Annotated in this window: 19 protein-coding genes, 1 tRNA gene and 1 other RNA gene; 13 read left to right on the top strand and 8 right to left on the bottom strand. The window is 45.2% G+C overall.

The window, feature by feature from the left end; all coding sequences use genetic code 11:
- Positions 1–12: 12 nt before the first annotated feature.
- The 5 genes from cysS to pyrH all read left to right on the top strand — a co-directional run bounded on the left by cysS (position 13) and on the right by pyrH (position 5,271).
- Positions 13–1,554, top strand: coding sequence for a cysteine--tRNA ligase (gene cysS, locus V1L52_RS05070; protein ID WP_428771257.1), 1,542 nt, complete (start codon positions 13–15; stop codon positions 1,552–1,554).
- Between the two features lie 87 nt (positions 1,555–1,641).
- Positions 1,642–2,199 carry an RNA polymerase sigma factor gene (locus V1L52_RS05065; protein ID WP_428771255.1) on the top strand — a complete coding sequence of 186 codons (558 nt, stop codon included), beginning with the start codon at positions 1,642–1,644 and terminating at the stop codon, positions 2,197–2,199.
- Positions 2,180–2,860 carry a hypothetical protein gene (locus V1L52_RS05060; RefSeq protein WP_428771253.1) on the top strand — a complete coding sequence of 227 codons (681 nt, stop codon included), beginning with the start codon at positions 2,180–2,182 and terminating at the stop codon, positions 2,858–2,860. Before V1L52_RS05065 ends, V1L52_RS05060 begins: the two co-directional genes overlap by 20 nt.
- The gene (locus tag V1L52_RS05055) at positions 2,857–4,533 is read left to right on the top strand and encodes a transglutaminase domain-containing protein (RefSeq protein ID WP_428771251.1); all 1,677 of its coding nucleotides are present in this window, start codon (positions 2,857–2,859) and stop codon (positions 4,531–4,533) included. Before V1L52_RS05060 ends, V1L52_RS05055 begins: the two co-directional genes overlap by 4 nt.
- An 18-nt stretch (positions 4,534–4,551) precedes the next feature.
- Positions 4,552–5,271, top strand: coding sequence for a UMP kinase (gene pyrH / locus V1L52_RS05050; protein WP_428771249.1), 720 nt, complete (start codon positions 4,552–4,554; stop codon positions 5,269–5,271).
- 4 nt (positions 5,272–5,275) lie between these two features.
- On the opposite strand, the gene V1L52_RS05045 is transcribed toward pyrH, so the two are convergent.
- Positions 5,276–5,917: a glucosaminidase domain-containing protein gene (locus V1L52_RS05045; RefSeq protein ID WP_428771247.1), complete on the bottom strand. Its 642-nt coding sequence runs from the start codon at positions 5,915–5,917 to the stop codon at positions 5,276–5,278.
- 87 nt (positions 5,918–6,004) lie between these two features.
- Between V1L52_RS05045 and radC the strand changes: the two genes are divergently transcribed.
- The 3 genes from radC to cls all read left to right on the top strand — a co-directional run bounded on the left by radC (position 6,005) and on the right by cls (position 9,874).
- Complete coding sequence (gene radC, locus V1L52_RS05040) at positions 6,005–6,691, top strand: RadC family protein (protein WP_428771245.1); 687 nt, start codon at positions 6,005–6,007, stop codon at positions 6,689–6,691.
- A 105-nt stretch (positions 6,692–6,796) separates the two neighbouring features.
- The gene (locus V1L52_RS05035; protein WP_428771243.1) at positions 6,797–8,332 is read left to right on the top strand and encodes a PEGA domain-containing protein; all 1,536 of its coding nucleotides are present in this window, start codon (positions 6,797–6,799) and stop codon (positions 8,330–8,332) included.
- A gap of 27 nt (positions 8,333–8,359) precedes the next feature.
- Positions 8,360–9,874: a cardiolipin synthase gene (gene cls / locus V1L52_RS05030; protein WP_428771241.1), complete on the top strand. Its 1,515-nt coding sequence runs from the start codon at positions 8,360–8,362 to the stop codon at positions 9,872–9,874.
- Here cls and ssrA read toward each other — a convergent pair.
- Positions 9,875–10,226: a transfer-messenger RNA gene (gene ssrA / locus V1L52_RS05025) on the bottom strand.
- A gap of 81 nt (positions 10,227–10,307) precedes the next feature.
- Here ssrA and V1L52_RS05020 point away from each other — a divergent pair.
- A complete protein-coding gene (locus V1L52_RS05020; RefSeq protein WP_428771239.1) occupies positions 10,308–11,417 on the top strand; it encodes an Mbeg1-like protein in 1,110 nt (369 codons plus the stop codon).
- Here the strand turns inward: V1L52_RS05020 and V1L52_RS05015 are convergent.
- The 3 genes from V1L52_RS05015 to V1L52_RS05005 all read right to left on the bottom strand — a co-directional run bounded on the left by V1L52_RS05015 (position 11,414) and on the right by V1L52_RS05005 (position 14,785).
- On the bottom strand, positions 11,414–13,219 hold the full coding sequence (locus tag V1L52_RS05015) for a methyl-accepting chemotaxis protein (protein WP_428771237.1): 1,806 nt from the start codon (positions 13,217–13,219) through the stop codon (positions 11,414–11,416). The two genes, V1L52_RS05020 and V1L52_RS05015, sit on opposite strands and share 4 nt — an antisense overlap.
- Positions 13,207–13,695, bottom strand: coding sequence for a hypothetical protein (locus tag V1L52_RS05010; RefSeq protein WP_428771235.1), 489 nt, complete (start codon positions 13,693–13,695; stop codon positions 13,207–13,209). Before V1L52_RS05010 ends, V1L52_RS05015 begins: the two co-directional genes overlap by 13 nt.
- 103 nt (positions 13,696–13,798) lie before the next feature.
- Positions 13,799–14,785: a cation diffusion facilitator family transporter gene (locus V1L52_RS05005; RefSeq protein ID WP_428771233.1), complete on the bottom strand. Its 987-nt coding sequence runs from the start codon at positions 14,783–14,785 to the stop codon at positions 13,799–13,801.
- A 441-nt stretch (positions 14,786–15,226) separates the two neighbouring features.
- Between V1L52_RS05005 and V1L52_RS05000 the strand changes: the two genes are divergently transcribed.
- Together V1L52_RS05000 and V1L52_RS04995 are read left to right on the top strand one after the other, a co-directional pair.
- Complete coding sequence (locus tag V1L52_RS05000; protein WP_428771231.1) at positions 15,227–15,379, top strand: hypothetical protein; 153 nt, start codon at positions 15,227–15,229, stop codon at positions 15,377–15,379.
- 177 nt (positions 15,380–15,556) lie between these two features.
- Complete coding sequence (locus tag V1L52_RS04995) at positions 15,557–16,357, top strand: hypothetical protein (protein WP_428771229.1); 801 nt, start codon at positions 15,557–15,559, stop codon at positions 16,355–16,357.
- A gap of 633 nt (positions 16,358–16,990) precedes the next feature.
- On the opposite strand, the gene V1L52_RS04990 is transcribed toward V1L52_RS04995, so the two are convergent.
- Positions 16,991–17,251 carry a type II toxin-antitoxin system RelB/DinJ family antitoxin gene (locus V1L52_RS04990; RefSeq protein ID WP_428771227.1) on the bottom strand — a complete coding sequence of 87 codons (261 nt, stop codon included), beginning with the start codon at positions 17,249–17,251 and terminating at the stop codon, positions 16,991–16,993.
- A 167-nt stretch (positions 17,252–17,418) separates the two neighbouring features.
- Between V1L52_RS04990 and V1L52_RS04985 the strand changes: the two genes are divergently transcribed.
- A complete protein-coding gene (locus tag V1L52_RS04985; protein ID WP_428771225.1) occupies positions 17,419–17,718 on the top strand; it encodes a hypothetical protein in 300 nt (99 codons plus the stop codon).
- Between the two features lie 77 nt (positions 17,719–17,795).
- Here V1L52_RS04985 and V1L52_RS04980 read toward each other — a convergent pair whose 3' ends face one another.
- Positions 17,796–18,980, bottom strand: coding sequence for an MFS transporter (locus V1L52_RS04980; protein ID WP_428771223.1), 1,185 nt, complete (start codon positions 18,978–18,980; stop codon positions 17,796–17,798).
- Between the two features lie 80 nt (positions 18,981–19,060).
- Between V1L52_RS04980 and V1L52_RS04975 the strand changes: the two genes are divergently transcribed.
- Positions 19,061–19,142 (top strand) — tRNA-Leu (locus V1L52_RS04975).
- 142 nt (positions 19,143–19,284) lie between these two features.
- Here V1L52_RS04975 and fusA read toward each other — a convergent pair.
- A complete protein-coding gene (fusA, locus tag V1L52_RS04970; RefSeq protein WP_428771221.1) occupies positions 19,285–21,351 on the bottom strand; it encodes an elongation factor G in 2,067 nt (688 codons plus the stop codon).
- Positions 21,352–21,355: the final 4 nt, after the last annotated feature.

The raw sequence follows: 21,355 nt of genomic DNA, 5'->3' as shown, positions 1-21,355 counted from the left end.
GAAACACCGACTATGGCACTGCGTTTATTCAATACAATGGGACGAAAGCTCGAAAACTTTATTCCCGTGGAAAAAGGGAAATGCGGTTTTTACGGCTGCGGCCCGACCGTTTATAACTATGCACATATAGGCAATTTGCGCGCCTATGTGTTTTTGGATACCCTTGACCGTGTTTTACGCTTTTTAGGCTACAAAGTAAATCACGTTATGAACATTACCGATATCGGCCACTTAACAGGAGATGCGGACTCCGGCGAAGACAAAATGTTAAAAACCGCGCGGGAACGCGGTCAGTCGGTTTTGGAAATAGCCGATTTTTATACGCAGGCATTTTTTAAAGATATAGACAATCTTAATATCCGAAAGCCCGACGTTATCTGCAAGGCGACCGAACACATTCAGGATATGATAGACCTTATAAAACGTCTTGAAAAAAACGGTCATACCTATATGGCGGGCGGCAATCTCTACTTTGACGTTTCAACCTTTCCCGATTACGGAAAACTTGCAAACATCAATTTGGACGATTTAAAAGCCGGCGCGCGTATCGATGTGGACCGAAATAAGCGGAATCCCTACGATTTTGTGCTGTGGTTTACAAAGAGTAAATTCGAAAATCAGGCTTTGGTGTGGGATTCTCCGTGGGGCAAGGGCTATCCGGGCTGGCACATAGAATGTTCGGCGATGAGCATTAAATATTTGGGAGAGCAGTTCGACATTCATACCGGAGGCATAGACCATATACCGATTCACCACACAAACGAAATAGCTCAATCGGAAGGCGCCACGGGTAAAAAATGGGTAAATTATTGGCTTCACAACGAATTTCTTGTAGTGGACAAAGAAAAAATGTCCAAGTCTTCAGGAGATTTTTTAACCCTGCAAAAACTCCTTGATGCAGGCTATGAAGCCCTCGACTACCGTTTTTTCCTTTTGGGCGGCCATTACCGAAGCCAGCTTGCCTTTTCGTATGCGGCGATGGACAGCGCAAAAAATGCGCGAAAAGCCCTGATTCAGCGTACGGCAAAGGTTTTAAAACAAGCCTTTGACGAGGGCCTCGCACGGGAAAAAGCCGAAGCCTGTGCGCGCGCTTCGGATAAGGATTATATCGGTACGGATTACGCCGATACGCAAAAAATTACTGCGGATTCTTTAAGCACACCGGCAAAACAAAGCCTGGAAACCTTTAGACAGGCGCTTGAAGACGATTTAGCCTTACCGCGCGCCCTCTCGGAGCTGCAAATTGCCGTTAAAAATAAGCATATCGGCTCTTCGGATACCGTGCTCCTGATTGCCCTTATGGACGAAGTATTGGGCTTACAGCTTATTAAAAGCGCCCTCGCCTTTTCGGATGAAGCGGACAAAAAAGCCGCGGAAATAAAAAGCGCTTCGGACAGTACCGGCGATGCGGAAATAGACGCCCTGGTTGCCGAGCGTACCGAAGCGAAAAAGCTGAAAAACTATGCCCGTTCCGATGAAATACGGGCTTTGCTCAAAGAACGGGGGATTATTCTGGAAGATACGCCTGAGGGAACGATATGGAAACGCGCATAAAGGCGCAAAATGCGCATATAAAAATCACGAAGATGCGCATAAAAATCCGCCGCAGCTGTAACGTTTACGGGGTATGCTTTGTTTAATATGCAAACGGGCTCCGATAAGGCCGAATCGACCATATATGCGGCAAATGAAGCCGATTTTCGTAAAGTGTACGATGCCCTGATGGCTCTTTTATTTAAAGTATCGTACCGCATCGTAAACGACGAAGAAGCGGCCGAAGATTTGGTCCATGATTCGCTTATAAAGATGCACGAAAAAGAACTTGTTTTTCCGTCATTGGACGACGCAAAATATTGGCTTATACGGGTAGTCAAAAATGCGTCTTTAAACTATGCCAAACGGAAAACGCGAGAAAAAAAAGCATATGAGCGTTTTTTAAAAGAAGACCGCAGGCAAACGGATTCAGGAGAAACGGAATTACTGAAAGCCGAAACCTTACGGCGTACGCGCGAAGCCTTGGAAAAACTGCCGGTCAATTTAAAAACCGTTCTTATACTTAAAGAATATGCCGAATTGAATTACAAGGAAATCGGACGGGTTTTGGGAATTACGGAAGGAAACGTAAAAGTGAGAGTTTTTAGAGCACGTGAACAGCTTTCAAAGTTGATAGGAGAAGACGATGTCTACCTGCCCCGCTAAGGATATCCACTGTTTGTATGCGGACAATGAACTTCAGGAGCCCTTTAAAACGGAGTTTGAAATACATACGGCTTCGTGCGACCGATGCCGGCGCATTTTGTCGAAGTACCGAACCCTGCGTAAAAGAGTAAGCGATGACTCGGACCTGCCCGCCTTTTTGCAAGACAGGCCTTCTCTTTCGGAACTCGATGAAGGCTATAAACGTCTAAAAGCGCGCCTGAGCTATAAGAAGGTGGTCTTACCCGAACAGCCGTTTATCCGTACTTTTTCGGCAAAAATGATTCCCGCAGCTGCCGCCGCCGTCTTTGTTTTTACCGCGGTATTGGCTTTGCGTACGGGAAACGGCGGGCGCACGCAAAATCAAGTTACCATTCCCGCTTCAATGAGCAGTGTGCGGGCGGAACCGATTCAAAAACGCGGCATCGTTGCACCCGAAAACGTAAGCGCCTCGTCTCTTGCCTCGATGTTCGGAACTCGCTACCAATTTACCCTTGATACGCCGCAATTGACTGCTATCGATGTATTTAAACCCGAACTTTCGACAAACGTACATAATGTAAATCATATACGTATCCCGCTGGCCACTGTGTCTCAAATGCCTCTTATTTCGGCCGTACGGACAAAGGAGCCCTTTGACTTTACCGAGGTTTCTTTCAGGTGAGTATCCTCGGTCACTGTATATACCGGTTCCGCAAACATCCCCTGTTCAGGGCCGTTTTCATACTCGGTTTAACAGCCCTTATCGTGTTCCTGTTTTTTTACCTTTCGGCCGTAAAAGAGCGGCCGCCGGTACTTACGGGTATTCATCCTGCGGTAGGAGAACCGGGCGATGTCATTACGATTACGGGTAAAAATTTCGGCGATTCGAAGGCAACCGACTCCTTTGTTGAAATAGCAGGCGGAAAACTTTCGTCTTCGGCCTATATATCGTGGACGGACACCCTCATACGGGCCGTATTGCCGTACAATGTGGAAGACGGCCTTGTGTATGTACAAACAAAAAACGGCAAATCCGAAGCGGAAATCTTTGCAAACAGACAAACTCTCCCCGTTCCCATCCGGCATAATCCCAAAACGGCCCTTCCCTTTATCGCTTCGATAGATAAAAAGACAATGCATGTCGGCGCTTTAATTACCCTCAGGGGAGGCAACTTCGGTAATCTGCGCGGCTCATCACGCGTTTTTTTTACCGCAGGCTCGGCTGAAGGAACAAAAGAAAAGGCCCTCATCCCCTGTTCCGATTTTGATGCCGATTACCATTTTTGGAGCGATACCGAACTGCAAGTCCGTATTCCCGACGGAGCCGACAGCGGCTATGTATATGTGGAAACCGATTACGGAAAAAGCAACGGCTTTGATTACAGCCTTGCATCGCCGCCCGTTACAAAAACCTATACCGACTTGCGTACCTATTCGGTAAAATTATCGGCCGATATAAGCGACGCTCAAGCGGAGGCGAATGCGACTTTAACGCTCTTTATTCCGCTTCCGCGTTTGACTTCAACCCAGCGGAATGTTCAAATCGTCGCTTCAAATCCGGAACCCTCAATTTCGGGTTATCTGAATACCCTCGTGCACCGCATAAACCTAAACGAAATTGCAGGCAAAAAATCGACTTTTTCTCATACATTTGCGGTCGGCATTCACGGTTTGCATACGCAGGTCGATGAAACAAAGATTAAAGCCTACAGTGAAGACACAAAAAAAATATATGCCGCATATTTAAAAAACGGCCCCTTGATTCCTTCGGACAATCAAAGCCTTCGCAGCTTGGCCGCATCGATAGTAAAAAAGGAGAAAAATCCGTACCGCAAGGCAAAATTGCTGTATGAATGGATGCTCGAAAATATCTTCGTCGAAAGCCGCGTTTCCGCAAGCGAGAGGGATATTGCGGATATTTTGCGCTTAAAAAAAGCGGATGCCTATGAGGCTGCGGTTTTATACACCGCACTTTTACGTGCCGAGGAGATTCCCGCCCTTACAAACGCGGGAATATTGGTTGATGCGGATATGCAAAGCCGCAATCACTGGTGGTGCGAATTTTATATTGAAGGGGCCGGCTGGATTCCGGTTGACCCGGCCTTGGGAGCGGGCCTTGAATATAAATCATTTCAGCGTCAAGACTCGCGTGCGCAATTTTATTTCGGCAGTCTCGATGCACAGCATATTACATTTTCGCGGGGCTGGAATAATATAAAACCCGCCCACATTGCAGGCAAAAAAGTGTACCGCCCCAAGTCTTACGCTTTGCAGTCTATTTGGGAAGAAACAACGGCGGGAACGGTTAAATACAGTTCCTATTGGCAGGATGCCGCCGTAACCGGCGTATATTAAGTTTCAACAGGAGGAGATATGATTAAGGTATTATCGGTCGGAGGGTCAATCGTAGCACCGTCGGAGCCGGATACGGCTTTTTTAACCGCATTTTGCGCAATGGTACGTTCATGGCTTAAAGAGAACGATACGCGAAAATTAATCCTCGTCGTCGGGGGAGGAGGTCCCGCACGCATCTACCAAAAAGCCTATCGGAGCGTCTGTTCTTTATCTCATGCGGGAGAAAGAAACCGCGATATCGAATCCTACGATAATGAACAAGCAGATTGGCTCGGTATTATGGCAACACGCCTTAATGCCCGGCTTTTAAAAGCCGTTTTTTCCGATTTATGTCCTCAGGATGTCGTATACAATCCGAGCGAACCGGTAGAATTTAAAGGACGGATTCTCGTAGCGGCAGGCTGGAAACCCGGCTTTTCCACCGATACGGATGCGGTCTATTTGGCGGAACGTTTCGGTGCAAAGACGATTGTAAACCTTTCCAATATTGAAAAAGTATATACCGACGACCCTGCAAAAAATCCGGAAGCAAAACCGCTGGATTCCGTTTCATGGAGCGATTTTCGCAAAATGGTCGGAGATGAGTGGGTGCCGGGAAAAAATACGCCCTTTGACCCGGTAGCAAGCAAGAGGGCCGAAAGCGCAGGTATTTCCGTTATCTGTGCCGGGGGTAAAGACATAAACAATATTCTTGCGATTTTAAACGAAGAAGCATTTACCGGCACCCTTATCGGCTGAGCATTTAAAAATTTTTCATGCGTTCCAAAAGACTTGCAAGCTTTTTTCCGTAAAGAGGGTCTGAAGCCCAAGTGCCGCTCAAGCCGTATACATCATAGGCTTTGCCCTTGGGCTGTACCCATTTATAGCGCGGGTCAATCAGGGGCATACGCAGCTCTTCGGCAGTCCCGTAGGCCTTTAAATGCTGAATATGCGCCCTTACCCCCTCGCGTTCGGAATTAAAACGGTTCCCGCGCTGCAAGGCGTCTATGGCTCCCAAACCGCAAAAATTATTCATATCCTCACTGACCAGGCCGCCAAAGCGTAAAAAGCCCGTTTCCAAACACATTTGTGCAAAGGCAAGGTCGGAATTGATGCCTTCCAAAGCCCCTTCGGCAACGTATAAGCGGGCCAGGCGTTTTACCTTTACGTAATCTGCGGAAGGAAGTTCATGCATAAAAAAAGCGGCTAAAGATTCGGCACTTTTTATACCCGCAGCGGCAATCACACATGAAGGAGAAAGGCCCTGTGTGCCGGAAACGGAACCGGCAGTATTTTTTATCCCCGGGCGCAGAGCCGAAAACGAAGCGCAGGAAAAAGTCAAAAAACAAAACAGCGTACAAAGTGCATATAAAAACCCGTATTTCGGATTTATGTTTGAATTCATTGCCATACTATACTTTTTATCAAAAAATATTTCAATAAAACTGCTCAAAAATTGCAATCGCCGCCTATATATATAGTAGGAGTTTTTATGTATGATTATTCCTTATCGGATTTGACGCTTAAAAATCACAAAAAACCGCAGGCAAGGGAAAATCTTCTCAGTACGGGAGCCCACAGCTTAAGCAGCCAGGAATTGGTGATGATTTTATTGGGCTGCGGAACCGCCCGCATACCGGTAAGACAATTATCCGGCAGGGTTTTGGAGGTAATTCAGACAGTTCCCGCCGAACGCCTTGCCGAAACTCTTTTAAACACAGAGGGCATCGGCAGGGGAAAAGCCTGCCTCATTGCCGCGGCCTTGGAACTGGGGAAACGCTTACATCCCGCTCCCGGCGCACGGATATACAGTCCGCGCGACCTGCTTCCCCTCCTTCAGCACTATACCCTCGAAAAACGTGAACATTTTTTATGCGTTTCCTTAAACGGCGCCCAGGAAGTAACGGCCATCAGAACGGTCAGCGTAGGCACTTTAAACCGCACCCTGATTCATCCGCGAGAAGTATTTGCGGACCCCCTTAAGGAGCGGGCGGCGGCGGTTATTTTGGCTCACAATCATCCTTCCGGCAATTGTGAGCCGTCAATCCAGGATACCGATATTACAAAACGATTGCTGAAAGTATCGGAACTTCTGGGTATTCATTTATTGGATCATTTGATTATCACCGCATCGAGCTATTTCAGTTTTGCCGAAAGGGGGCTGGTTTTTCCCCGATAAATATGTTATGCTTGATTTATGCGATGCTCCCGAAAAGCATGTATTTTTATAACGTTTTTTTTTGTTTCCGCCCTCGGCTCCGCCGTTCGGGCAAACGGAATATTCGTGGAAAAAAAATCGCGGCATTCATCTTCGCGTGTTATACTCGATATACGCTCGGCAGTCTCGGCCGCCGATGTATACATCAATAATGTACATAAGGGAAGTACACCTCTTGTTATTGAAGATATGCTTCCCGGCTATTACAAGCTCCGTATTGAAAAAAAAGGCTTTTATACCGAATATGCCGAATACCTTTTTGAAAGCGCACAGGTATACAAAATAGTCGCCGAATTACGGCAAATCACGGGAAGCCTGCATATCCGAGTGAACGAACCCGAGGCCGCCTTATATATAAACGGTACAAAAAACGGACCTCCCATACTCTGCTTTTATTTGGGTGCCGGACCGAAAGTCGACAGTCCCGAGGACGGCTGCAGATGGCATGTAAACTTACCTGAGGGTAAACACGAAATTACGATTAAAAAATTCGGTAAAAAAACCGCCGTATCAAAGGTTTACATATCCGGAGAAACGCAGGTTTATCTTGATTTTTACTTAGAGGATGCGGATTTTGAACTGACATCCTTTTCAGCCGATAAAAAACGCTTTAATCCCTATAATCCGGGAGATTCAGGAATATGCCGCTTTACCTGTTCCGTTACGGCAGCCGGAGAGGGTCTGCTTGAAGTATACGGTGAAGCAAATGAACCGGTTTACCGTCTTGTCTTGGAGCCTTTTAAGTCAGAAAACATCGGTTTCAGCTGGAACGGAAGAGATGAAAAGGGCCGCGTACCGGAAAGCGGCACTTACAGGGCGGTTCTTAAAGCACGCGGAAGCGGAGAAGGAGATTTTTTCACAGAGCGGACGGAGGAAATAGTCATAGATCGCAGCCTGTTTATTCCCCTGGCCTTTTTTTCGGCAGGAGGCCTTTCATCGGGTTTTGTTCCTTCCGCACGCCTTATGCCGAAGAAAAACCTCTACAGTGCATGCACGGCCGGCGCCGATTTTTCCCTGCAGGAAGGCTTTAAAACGGCTCCCCTTTTTTTCGGTTTTGTTTCAAGCCCCCTCGATTTTTTGGAATTGTCATGTACGGCCGGAACCGAAATAAGAGAAGGAAGGACAAGTCCCTTTATTGTACAGGGGGCACTAAAAGCAGCCGGTAAAACGGGTATTTTCCGTTACGGAGCTCTTTTAGGCGGCTCGTATTCATCGGCTTATCCCGGAGGTATGTTTAACGAGGGCGTTTTACACGCGGGCATTCTCACGGGTGCGGGAAAGGACAGCCTGTATGCGGGAGTATCGGAGCAGGTATATTTCGGCAATGAAGACGGCTCCTTATACCCCTTCGGCGGTTTTTTAAAAACGGGCTTTGCCTGTACCTTTCAGCAAAACTTTTACGCCCTGCACGTATCGGCCGCCCTGCGTTCACCCTTCCGTCAAACGGGCATAGAGGCGTTCGGCAGCCTGCATACGGGTATTGAAGTATGCATATGTATACCGAAAACCCCGTACATGCCTGCTGCAGGTATATACTATACGCGCAACCGGAAAAAAGAAAACGGCCTTGCATTCCGTATAGGGGCGGCACTCTATCACTGAAACAGTTAACTCTTATAAGGAGAACGTATGCAGGATGTTTGGTCTATTTTAATCAGTATTTTAAGCGGAATCAACTATCTTTTTATAGTATTTATCCTGTTTTTTGAAAAACGCGATTCGGGAAGGCGCTTTGCCTGGATTTTAACCCTCAGCTTTTTACCCGGCTTAGGCATTGTTTTATATTTTTTATTCAGCGGCCATTTTTTTACCAAAACGCGTAAAATGGAAGCCGCAAAAGAATACGTCAAAGAAGAGATGAGCCGCCTGATGAGCGACCAGCAAGCCTTTTTTAAATCGCAGACGGGAAATCTTCCCAACACGGTTATGAATGAATATAAATCGCTCATTCATTTAAATCTGAGCTACGGTGCAAGTCCGGTTACTTTTTCAAAAACCGCAGAGATATTCACTTCGGGAAAGGAAAAATTCACATCCTTATACCGCGATATAGAGCAGGCGGAAAAGTCGATTTATATGCAGTATTTTATTATCCACAAAGATAAAACCGGTCAAACCCTCCTGGACCTTTTGTGCCGTAAAGCACGCGAGGGCATTGAAGTACGCCTTTTATATGACGATATCGGCTCATTTACCACGCCCCGTTCTTTTTTTGCCGCATTGGATAAGGCGGGCGGTATGACACTGCCCTTTTTTGCCGTGAAAACCGGAAGCCCCTGGTCTTTGAATTTCAGAAACCATCGAAAAATCGTCATCATAGACGGTAAAATCGGTTATACGGGAGGGTTTAACGTCGGTGACGAATACGCGGGATTGGGTAAAGTGGTGTGGCGCGACACCCACGTAAGATTAACCGGAAGCTGTGTATATTCTTTAATGAACGTTTTTTTAGTGGACTGGTATTCGGTTGCGGAAGGTAAAAAAAAGCTGCCTGAGCACATGAAACACTCGGCTGAATCCGTGCGCAAAAAAATCACTGCAGCCAATACGCGTATTTTGGAAGCGCTGAAAACGCAGGTACCCGATGAAAAATCGCAGATTCCGGTACAAATAATCGCATCCGGGCCCGATAATATCCTGCATACGGAAATAAAAGACGCAATGATACGCATGATTATGAGTGCAAAAAAGCGCATTTACATTCAAACGCCTTATTTTACGCCCGATTCTTCATTTTTTGCGGCGATTAAAATAGCATCAAATTCGGGCATAGAGGTATCGATTATGGTACCGGGCAAATGGGATAAATTCTATGTACGCGCAGCCGCCTTCGCCTTTATGCGCGAACTTTTACCCGCGGGAGTACGATTTTATAAATATCCGGGCTTTATTCATGCAAAAACCTTGATTGTGGACGATAAAATAGTAACGATAGGCTCATGCAATATAGACAGCCGCAGCTTTGAACTGCATTACGAGGCGAATGCCTTTTTTTACGATGAGTTTTTTGCCCAAAAATATGCGGACATCTTTGCAAAAGACCGCGCCGAATGCAGTGAATATACCCTTGAAGAAATGAATAAAAAACCCCTGATTCAGCGGGCATGGTGGGGTTTTTGCAGTTTGTTTGCACCCTTAATGTAGCGTTGGAGATGGGGGGAATTGAACCCCCGTCCGAATGAGCGGATCGGGAACATCTACAGGTTTATCGGTGCGAGGTATTTGTCGGGAAACGGTAGCAGCACCGCAAGCGTCGTTTCCGTATTCCGATAAAAGTCCCGTGCAGGTACCGGAAACCCTGCAAAGCAAGCCCTGATCGGCGTCAGGATATCGGACCGCTCAGAGCGGCGCAGACCGTATCCCGCGATTACGCAGCTAAGGCGTAGTCGTAAGAATTGTCGAAATCGGCAATTATGGTTTTTGTCTGTTCGGAGGAAAGACGTCCTCACCTGCAGTTCGAGACCTCAAACACACCCGTCGAAACCGGTGCATCCCCAATCGACATAAAGATACTATCGGCAGACAAAAAAGTCAAGCCCCGTTGTATTTTTGTTTTTTTTTTGCTATAGTCAGCCATATGGCGGACATAAGCGATTATATTTTATGGCGCGCGGATATTCCTTTTACGATTTCTCCCTTTAACGAAATAGATGCGCTGATACTGTGCCAAATCCTGTATATCGATTTCGACGGTATCATAAGCGATGATTTTAAATCGGGTATTACGCTCAAAGAAGCCGCGCGGAAATACGCTCTCCGGCACATGAACGACAAAACAAAAGATTTCGGCGTTTTTATAAATCCGCGTTCTGCCGATCTTTTGGAAGCGGCCGGCAATTCGCTGCGATTCGGAGGGATTGAACTTAAGGGCTTTATAAACGATATAGACATAAAAAAAGAAAAACAGTTTGCGGCATTTACCGCTTCGGTTTCTCCGCGCATACACTGTATCGTATACCGAGGTACCGACGATACCCTTGTAGGCTGGAAAGAAGACTTTAATATGGCCGTATATGATCCGGTTCCCTCCCAGCAGGCAGCGTTGGACTATTTGGAAAAAGCTCAAAACGTTTGCCGCGGAAAACTGTATACGGCCGGCCATTCAAAGGGAGGAAACCTCGCCCTATATGCCCCCGCCTTTTGCACGAAAAAGCTCTTTAAAAGAATTGAAACAATCTTTTGCTTTGACGGGCCGGGATTCAATTCCGATACCTGTAAACGCGGGGATACCGGGCGTGTTTTTGCAAAAGCGGCATGCTTTGTTCCTCAATCGTCGGTAGTCGGCATTCTCCTGCATCATTCGGACAATTGCACCGTTATACAAAGTTCCGAGGCAAACGGTGTAAGCCAACACGACGCGTTTTCATGGCAGCTTCACGGAAAAGATTTTGCAATTTTACCGGAACGAAGCGACGAAAGCGTCTTTACCGAAAACACGGTCAGCGACTGGCTAAAACAGGTCTCAAAAGAAGCCCGTGCGGAATTTATAAACAGCTTATTTGACGCGGCATCTTCAGGCGGCGCTTTGACTTTGACGGAACTGAAAACGCGTTGGCTTCAAACATCCGCGGCGGCTTTAAAAAAACTGCACAATACGGACAGTGACACACGGGAACGGATTTTCACCATCTTTAAGCTTTTTCTCAAAGCCGTCCGCTCGAACCTGCCCGTATTCGGCAATGCTTAGCCGGCGGCTTCTTCAACTTCCTTATCGGACATTAACTCCGTTAAGCGCAAAACGGTCGCCCGCGTGCCTTTTTGAGCTTTTTTGGTTTGCTCAAATACATCGATAAGCTCGGTAATGCTGTTTATCATTGCATCAATCTCGTTGTTAACCTTTTGCGTTGCGGAGGTTAATTGACTGAAACTGCTTGCGGACTTTTGACGGGTTTCGGCAAGCATATCGTTTTCGTTTTGCAGTTTATCCATTTCGGCGAGGACGGTTTTGAGAGAGCCTTCCATACCGGCACTTTGAGCGTTTGTCTGTACAATAAAGTTGGATATTTCGGCGAGAATTGTTTTAAAGCTTGAAACCTTGTCCGTGATATTGGCAAAACTTTCGGCCAAAAGAGCGGAAGCCGAGCCGGAATCGCCGATTGCGGCGGTAATCTGTTTGATGATTTTCCCGGTCGAGTCGGCTTCTTCCGATGATTTTTCCGCCAAACTGCGGATTTCTTCCGCGACAACCGCAAAGCCCTTTCCGGCTTCGCCTGCATGAGCGGCTTCAATGGCGGCATTCATTGCCAACAGGTTGGTTTGCTCGGCAATCTGTGTTATAAGAGCGTTTGTTTCAAGCAGCAAAACAGAACCCTTTGTAATTTCGTCGATAACGTAGGTCATCTTGTTTAAGTTTGCCTTACCGGTTTCACTTGCATCCGAAATATTTTTAAAACTGTCTTCAATAAGCTGAAATTTCTCCGTTAAAATCCGCGTGTTTTGCACTACTTCGGAAAGACTTTTCACCGCATCTTTTGATTTTGTACTCTGCTCGGAGATTTGTATGTTCAGGTTATTTAAAAAATCGTTCAGCTGTCCGGTACTTGTTTGACTTTCACCGAGCATGCTTTGCTGAACATTGATTTCGCTTAAAACGAATTCAACATAGTCGGATATTTTTTCGAACGACTGCGCAGCTTTTTGCATTGTTTCGGTTAACAGCTCATCACCCTTGGTTAAATCCGCGGCGGCGCTCTTTATTTCACCGAACAAAAGCTTCAGTCTGTTCGAGTACTCTTCAAGCTTTACGCCGGTTATTTCGCTGCGGCGCTTTTCAATATTGAATTTCCATGCGAGGGCCATCGATTGTATAATTAAAAATACGGTCAACCCGAAAGGAACAAGGCTTATCAGAGGAATTACAAGCATAGCCGCAAGAACATCGGCAACACCCGAGAGAATCAAAATAAAGATACCGGCTAAAATAAAACCGTATCCGTTCCGTTTGCGCCTGGTCAATAAAATCAATACAAATATAAGATAGAGGGCCGCAAGGAGGGAGACAATCTGATGATATAACAGCAAAGAGGTAAAAAAAGCCGGCGGCGTAAAAAGGCTTAAGAGGGCAAAGAGAGCCGATTCCGCAATAAAAATCATCATAACGATTTTATTGACTTCTTCCTTATAGAGGCAGCGCAGATACATCAAAATAGGTACAATGATAAGGGCAAAGGTAACATATTCAATACGCAAATTGAGTACCCAGGAAAAACCGAAGAGTTCGGAACCGATGAGCGTCCCCGTGCTGAGCATACGGGCGGCAACCAAAAAAACGAACAGAGAAAAAACCAATAAGCTTTTTTCTTTTATGCGGAACAAAAATAAAATCAAATGATAGATACCGAGGGCAAGGGCAAAGCCGATTAAAAGACTTTCTCCGATTGCAGAAGTTAAAATATGGGAGGCCAGCACCTGCATTTTGCCCAATTTTACCGAGTTATATAAGCCGGCGCGCACATAATCGAAATTGGCGGCGTGAATTACAATATCCAATTCGGAATTGCCGTCGGAAATGGGAAAACCCTGCGTTCGGCGGCGGGTTTATACGTGTTTTTTGACTTTTCCGTCTTTCCGATACTTCCTATTTCCTGATTATTTACAAAAACCCGTACGGAAGTCATCGGCTGTTCTATATACAAGCCCAAACCGGACGCTCCTGCAGGAAGGAGTACTTTCGCCGTATAGGTAGCGTACCCGTAGGCGGGATATTTTTTCCCCTTGAGGCTTTGGGCGTTCCACACATCCGGAACGTTTATAAAATCGGCCGGAGATTCGCCGCTTTGTACGAATTCGTTCCAAAAAAATCCCCATTGACCGTTTAATTCGACAAAGCTCTTTGTATCGAAATTCCATTTTGATAAATCAACTCTTCCGCGGTTTACAACAGGCTCTTGTCCGGATAAAACGGCACACATAACAAAAAACATGCATAAAAGCACCGCCTTGGCAGCCGATAAAGTATTTTTCACATCGTCCTCACTTTAATTATTGGCTTGAATATTACTTTGTTATCATAACACAATACGCGCTTCACTGCAAGATTTTCGGTACTTGATTTTTTGTGCTGCAAACTCAGTATTTTTTGCGGTATACATCGGCTTCGCACAACCCGAAACCTTCTTCTTCGTATTCGCATATAAGGCCTGCAGGTTCAACATGAATCACAATGTCGTAAATACCGGGAATGTTTTTTTTCACGGCCGCGGATACGGCTTCGGCTTTTTCATGAGCTTCACGCACGCTCATGTCGGGCGGCACTTCTATATCCAAATCTATATCCCAACAGGAAGCGATTTTTCGTATGCGGGCTCGGTGAGGATTGGTAACGCCGTCGACCGAGCGGATTGCTTCAAAGAGCTTGCGATAGAGTTCTTCATCGGTATTGCCGTCCATCAATTCAATATTGATTTCTTTAAATAAAAACACGGCATTTTTTATAATCCATAAACCGACCAAAAAAGCGACAAGGGGATCCAAAACCGGCTGTTTAAAAAAGACGGCGCATCCGATGCCGAATAAAACGGAAGATGAAATAATCACGTCGGAAAGCATATTTTGGGCATTTGCCGATATAATGGCACTGTCGGCCTTTTTACCGATAATGCGCTGAGAATATGAAAGCGCTATTTTTCCCGCAATAGACACGCAGGTAACAATTACGGCAGGTAAAGCGGGTATCGGCGTTTCGTATCCGAAAAAGAAAATTCGGTACAGAGTTTTTGCCGCGGAAATGCTTAATTGGGAACCGGCAAAAAAAATAATAAAGGATAAGGCCATCGTAGCGGTTGTTTCGGCCCGTCCGTGTCCCCAAGGATGATCTTTATCACATGGGCGCGATATAACGACGCTGATAATCAGCGTCATACAGGCAATGGCGACATCTCCTGCCGAATCCAAACCGTCGGCTAAAACGGCAAGGCTTCCGCTTATAAAACCGACACAGAGCTTGGCGGAACATAAAAGCAAATTTCCTGCAAGGGCGATAATACCGGCAAGACGGATAAGTTTAAGGCGTTTTGTTTCGGCAAGAGGTTCGCTGCGGTTCAATACATTCGGCATTTACATAGTATACTGTGTGCGCCGGGAAAGTGCAAGGGCGAAATTCGGGGGGAGATGTATCATTTTATCTTAAAATGAGGATGTTGATTTATAATACCTTTAAAATCTAAAAGAGGAATATCCATAGAGCGGGCGTAATCACACAAGCGGCTATCACCCGAAATAAGCACATCACAATTTTTTGCCATGAGTAAAATTACAGAATCGGTAATGCCTAAGTCATAATAAGTATACTGCTCGATAGATTCTATAGTTTTTATATAACATCGATAATGACTCGGACAAGTGTCTGAGCGTTTCCGAAACAGGAGTATTGACAGTCCACAAAAAATACCGGGGCAATAATCCGCCTCTGGTCAGAACCAAAAGTAAAGGCAATGATAACATATCGATTAACTTAGCGGTTTATATAAAGGTCGATGAAAAGCCCGTTATTAAAGCATGGTCATTAATATGGGTATTCATTACGGTGATGACGGCCGCCCTAAAATGGTTAATCTTTCTACCGGAACAGCAACACCCAATAAATTCAGCGATATTACAACGCTCAAGCCGGCAAAAAACAGATTTAAGTCATTTTTAGGGAAAGAATAGATATACTCACTTATATCCGGCCCCGTATATATAGTAAAAGTATGTTTGGGGGCACAAATCGTAAAATAGATATAAATATTGTAGAGGGGAAAGGATAAATGAACATGTACAAGAATATTGTGAACAATTTATTGAATAAATATAAAAAGAATAATCCTCGCAATGATTCCAATATATATGAACATCACATTATTAGTATCAGTTTATTTGGAGTCAGTTCTTTTGATGATTATTGATATAAAAATTTATCAGGCAATTCATCCTATCTTGTCCTCGAATGAGATGAGAATAGCAAGTACAGTTATTCGTTCTGCCCTAAAATTCGGAACAAATATTGATTTTAATCAAGACGGAAAAAATGATATGAGTTTAACTTTGGGGGGATTATCATCAATAAGAGGAAGAAAAATAAAAAATATAGCGAAAAGACTTATTGTAGTAGATGATTTTGAACGAGCACTATTAGAGCCGTGTAAGATATTCGGTTATTTTTCTGAAATAATTACAAATTCAAAGACAAAAGTAATTTTTATCGGAAATGAGGAAAAAATATCTGAAGAAAATTTCCAAAAGAAGCAGGAATATTTGCAAATAAAAGAAAAAGCCATAGGTATTGAATTCGAAATAGAACCGGATATTGATAATGCTATTAGATTTTTTGTGAATAAACCGGAATTTAAAAACAAAGATTTCTTTGTAAATAAGACAACAGAAATTATTAAAACACTTAACTGTATAAATCTCAGAACTGTTTGGCAAGCTTTATATAATTTACATTTATTTATTGTTGTGCTGGGTCAACATCTCGAAGATACTGATCAAAAAAAGATTTATGAAATATTCCTCATATTATATATACAGAAAAATCTTGAAGAAATACATAAAGGGGATCCTGTTTCCGATATTCTTTCAATATACCTTAAGCATAATAGTTCATACAAAAAAATATATAGAAACTCAAAAAACAGAAGAACATAGAACTTTTTCCTTTTTTGCCAGTTTTGATTATATTCCTTTGTTCTCATCTTGGGAAAAATTAATTTTTGAAGGATATACAATAAACAATGGTTAATCAATAACTACGAAGCAGAAAAAGCTGCCATTAGTAGGAAGCAAAACAATAAAAAAGTTCTTACTAATTTATTTAAACTAATAGAAAAATGGTCTGATTTAGATAAAGAAGAATTCAGATCATTGATCGAAAATGTTTTTATTGAGATTGAACAAGGAAAATACGTACATCCTATAGAATTGGCACATGGAGGGTATACCTATAATAGAAGCGAACCTGAATTCGAATCAATATTTGAGAAAATCAAGATGTTCAATTTCGAAAATATCGCAAGGCATACGAAAGTAGACATAGAAAACGATTTAGAGTTGTTAGATGCCGATATAGAGATTATGGAAATTTAAAACTTTTACTTGGCTTATACCTAAAAGATAAAAAAAATATATCTTATGATCCGCAAGAACTACATAGGCAGCATTTAATTAATAGCTTAGAAGAGTTAGTAATATATTTTGAAAAACAGATGGGAATAAATATGAACACTCCGGAATAACGTAATTACTGCTGATAATGGGTACCGCACTGAACTATGTATATCTCTATACAGTCTCCTTGAGTTCGTGAACCCGCCCCTTGCCGCTTTCAATTTGTGAGATGCTTTGTTTTAAGAATTTCATATTTTGTTCGGAATAAATGTAGGGATCATCTTGAGCTTTGAGAGCAAAGGGCATACCGTTTTCTCTGATGGTCGCCTTTACAAAGGCATTTATTGCAGCTGAAATATTTAATCCCATTGAATTGCAAATTCGTTCAAACATGTCTTTATCCGTATGATCAATTTTTGCGGAAATTGTAGTCATATATAATACCTCTTACTCCATTGTATTACAACAATCGTTTTTTGTCAAAGATTAAAACAAATACTTCAAATAGTTCATTTACTTTGATTCATTTTTCATCCCTCCACATACAAAAAAATATCATGGCGCGAATAAACAAACCGTGCTATAATTCTTATGAGGTAACTATGATTTTATTCGGAAAAAAGGTTGAAATTTATCAAAGCCGGAATTACGCGGAATTTAAGACACTGAAAAAGCTGCTTAAAAAAAACGGCATTACATACGGTTCAAGCTGGGTACAAACCGAAGTTCCCTGCGGCTGCGGGGCAAAAATCAATATGCGCCAAGTTATAAATCGCGATTACAGTCCGTATATCTGGTACTTATATGTGCGTCCCGAAAACGAAGAGAGGGCAAAGCAGCTTGCCTCGGAATTCCTGTCCGGAGCGAGGGGGCAGCGGAAGATGCGCGAAAAGGGAGCTTAAAGCGCAGCTGAAGCGAGGGGGAGCTGCAAGCGGATAGGGCCGCTCCCCCTTCTCTATCGGGCTCCCTATCCGTTCTTTTATGCCGCCGGCTTGGTTCTTTTATTAAAAATAACGAACAGGAGAATACCCGCGAGGGGAAAGGCCGAATACGAGATAAACAAAAAGGGATAGCCGAAACGATCGATAACAAAGCCGCCGAGGGCGCTTGCCAAAACGCTTGCAATGCCTATGGTGCCGACCGAATACAAAAGCTGGCTTAATACGGTATCTTCGGCGCGGCGGACTTCGCGGGCGGCAAACATAACGGCCGCCGGATGAAAGAGGCCGAAGGTAATACTGTTGCACAGCTGGGCGCAGGCGGCTCCTGCGACGGAAGGAAAAAGAACATAGATGAGGTTCCGCACCGAGGTAACCGCGGCGGACAAAATTAAGAGGGGGATCGGTCCCCGGTACCGTATAAAGCGGCTCGAAAAAAACATAAGGGGAATTTCGCTCATTGCACTGATAACCCACAAAATACCTGCGGCATCGCTGTGAAGATATTCTTTTACATACATGGAAAAAAAGCGGCCGAAGGGGATTTGCCCGAATACGGTTAAAAAAATTAAGGCGAGTACAAGCCAATACTGCGGTGAAAAACGGGCAAATACGCTTTTGTCTTTGCCGAAAGGCCCGCAAGCGTCTTTGGAAGTTTCCGAAGAAAAGCGCGTGACTTCCTGTATGAGGGGTGTCATAAGACCGGGAATAAAAACGAGCGACAAGGCAAAAATAAAAGCCGGAACGCTCATCCATAAAATCGTTTCAAGGGTATTTATACTGTCTATGCGGATAAAGGCTTGCATAACCAGATTGGCGCATACAAAACCGAGAGAACCTACCGCGCGGATACGGCCGTACACTTCGCTTCGGGTACCGAGCAGGGCATGGATAAAGCTGTCGGAAACGGGGATGGCTCCCTTAATACAGGCGGCATAAAGGCCTAAACACAGGGCGGTAATGCCGAAAAGCGGTATCGAAAAAAGAGGAAGCGGAATCAGAGCGAGGATAAGACCGCTGACGCACAAAAACAAGCCGTATTTTCCGTTTTTTGCCGGAATGTTTCCCGTAAAAAAGGGAATAATCATACCGAATACTTCAAATATCGAAAGCAAAAGGCCTACCTGCGTAACCGAATAATTCATATTTCGCAAAAAAAGCGGAAGCCATACATTTACACAGGCATAAACTGCAAAAAGGAAAAAAGACGGCATAATCATATTCATAAAATCAACCTTAAACGGGATTGACAGAAAATCCCGTTTTTGATATAGTAATTTCCGTTGCGTTATAATGCAGCACACCCGCGGGGGTGGTGGAATTGGTAGACACGCCAGCTTGAGGTGCTGGTGGCGCGAGCTGTGCCGGTTCAAGTCCGGTCTCCCGCATAAGAGGACTGTTCTAAAACGTCGGTTTAGGAACAGTCCTTTTTTTATGCACCGCAGAGCTTAGCGGCGTACGGATTGACTGACCGCGCAGCTAATAACCCAAACCGCCCGCAGTTTTCAAGCTCGGCGGCCCCGATTATCCCTAATAACCCAAACCGCCCGCCTTTACCTGAAAGCGGCAGAATTCCATACTGAAAGACGCCCTGCCCTGCGTTACCGAGCGTAAGCCCGTCGAAAAGCCGAACATCTTTTCCATGGGCGCTTGGGCGTGGACGATTTCCGCAGAAGGTTTGGATTCCAAGCTTTGAATAAGGCCGCCCCTTTGGGTAAGAAGGCTCATTGCATCTCCGACAAATTCTTTCGGACAGACGATATCGACATTCATAACCGGCTCCAATACCTGCGGGTCGGCTTTTTCGCAGGCGGCTTCAAAGGCGGAGGCGGCGCATGCTTCAAAGGCAAAGGGTGTTGAAGTAAGCTCATTGTAGTCGAGTCCTGTTACGGTAACGCATATACCCGTACAGGGATAACCGTAACGTATGCCCGCGCCGAAAGAGTTGCATATGCCGTTTTTGACGGCTTCGACGATTTCTTCGGGGATGCCGTCCGTATTTGCGGTACAGATATAGGTATTATCTTCCGAAGAATTCTGTCCTGCCGCATCCGATTCGGAAGCGGGGGCGACACGGAGGGTAATGCCGGCCGTTTGCTCTTTTCCGCCCAATACTTTTGAATACACTTCGCTGTGAGACATTTCGCAGCCCACCGATTCGCGGTAGGTAACTTGGGGGTTCCCCACGCGGGCGGCCACTTTAAAGTCTTCTTTCATGCGCGTAACAAGGACTTCAAGGTGCAGCTCTCCCATGCCGGAAATAAGAAGCTGGCCGGTTTCCGCATCTTCGCGGAAGGTAAAGGTCGGGTCCTCTTTGGATAAAATGTCGAGGGTTTCTTTTAACTTATCGCGGTCGGACAGGGTTTCGGGTTCCAAGGCAACCGAAATAACCGGCTGAGGAAAGCTCACGTTTTCGAGAAGGACGGGAGCGCCCTCGTTTCCGAGCGTATCGCCGGTTTGGGCAAGCTTTAAGCCGATAAGGACTGCTATATCGCCCGCACCTATGCTGTCCAAAGCTTCGCTTTTATTCGAGTGCATGCGCAAAATGCGGTTTACGCGTTCGCGCTTTTTTTTGCCGACGTTAAAAACCTGCTCGCCCGTTTTGATTTTTCCCGAATAAATGCGCGCATAGCACAGGCTTCCGGCTTCACGGTCGTATTGAATTTTAAATACAAGGGCGCTTAAAGTTCCCGACTCGCAGCAGGGAATTTCGATACGCTCCTGTTTTTTTACCTGAGTACCGACGGCGGGGGGAACTTCGTCCGGAGCGGGAAGATAATCGACTATTGCGTCTATAAGCGGCTGAACGGCGCAGTTTTTGCGGGCCGAACCGCATAAAAAGGGTATAAAAAAGCGCTCGACAGTGCCGCGCCTGATTTCTTTTTGTAAAAGTTCGAGGGGAACTTCTTCGCCCGACAAAAACAATTCGGCGATTTCGTCGTTGTATGAAGAGGTTTCATCGATGATTTTTTCGCGCCAGCGTTTTGCTTCTTCAAGGCGTTCGGCGGCTATATCGCTTTCGATAACCGTTTCACCTTCATCGGCAGGGTCAAAGCGGTATTCTTTCATGCGCAGTAAATCGATAACGCCTTCAAAATTGCTTTCCGAGCCGACGGGAAGCTGGAGGGCCAGCGGTTTTGCGCCGAACTTTTGCCGTACGTCTTCCATTGCGGCAAAAAAGTCGGCACCGGTTCTGTCCATTTTATTGACAAAGCACAGGCGCGGTACGCGGTATTCGTCGGCTTGACGCCATACGGTTTCGGTTTGGGGCTGAACGCCGCCTACGGCACAGATAACGGCAACCGCCCCGTCAAGGACGCGGAGGGAACGCTCGACTTCGGCGGTAAAATCCACGTGGCCGGGCGTGTCGATAATGTTGATTTGGCGGTCGCGCCAATAGGTGGTGGTTGCGGCACTCTGAATAGTAATGCCGCGCTCCTGTTCCTGCGTCATCCAGTCCATAGTAGCGGCGCCGTCGTCTATCTCTCCTATACGGTGAATCTTTCCGGTATAGTATAAAATCCGTTCGGTGGTAGTGGTTTTGCCCGCGTCGATGTGGGCGATAATTCCGATATTGCGTATGTTTTTTAATGACATAATA

The organism is Treponema sp. HNW (genome assembly GCF_050320395.1).
Classification (GTDB): domain Bacteria; phylum Spirochaetota; class Spirochaetia; order Treponematales; family Treponemataceae; genus Treponema_C.
Note: the sequence above shows the minus strand (reverse complement) of the source record. Positions and strands in the feature narration are given on the sequence as shown.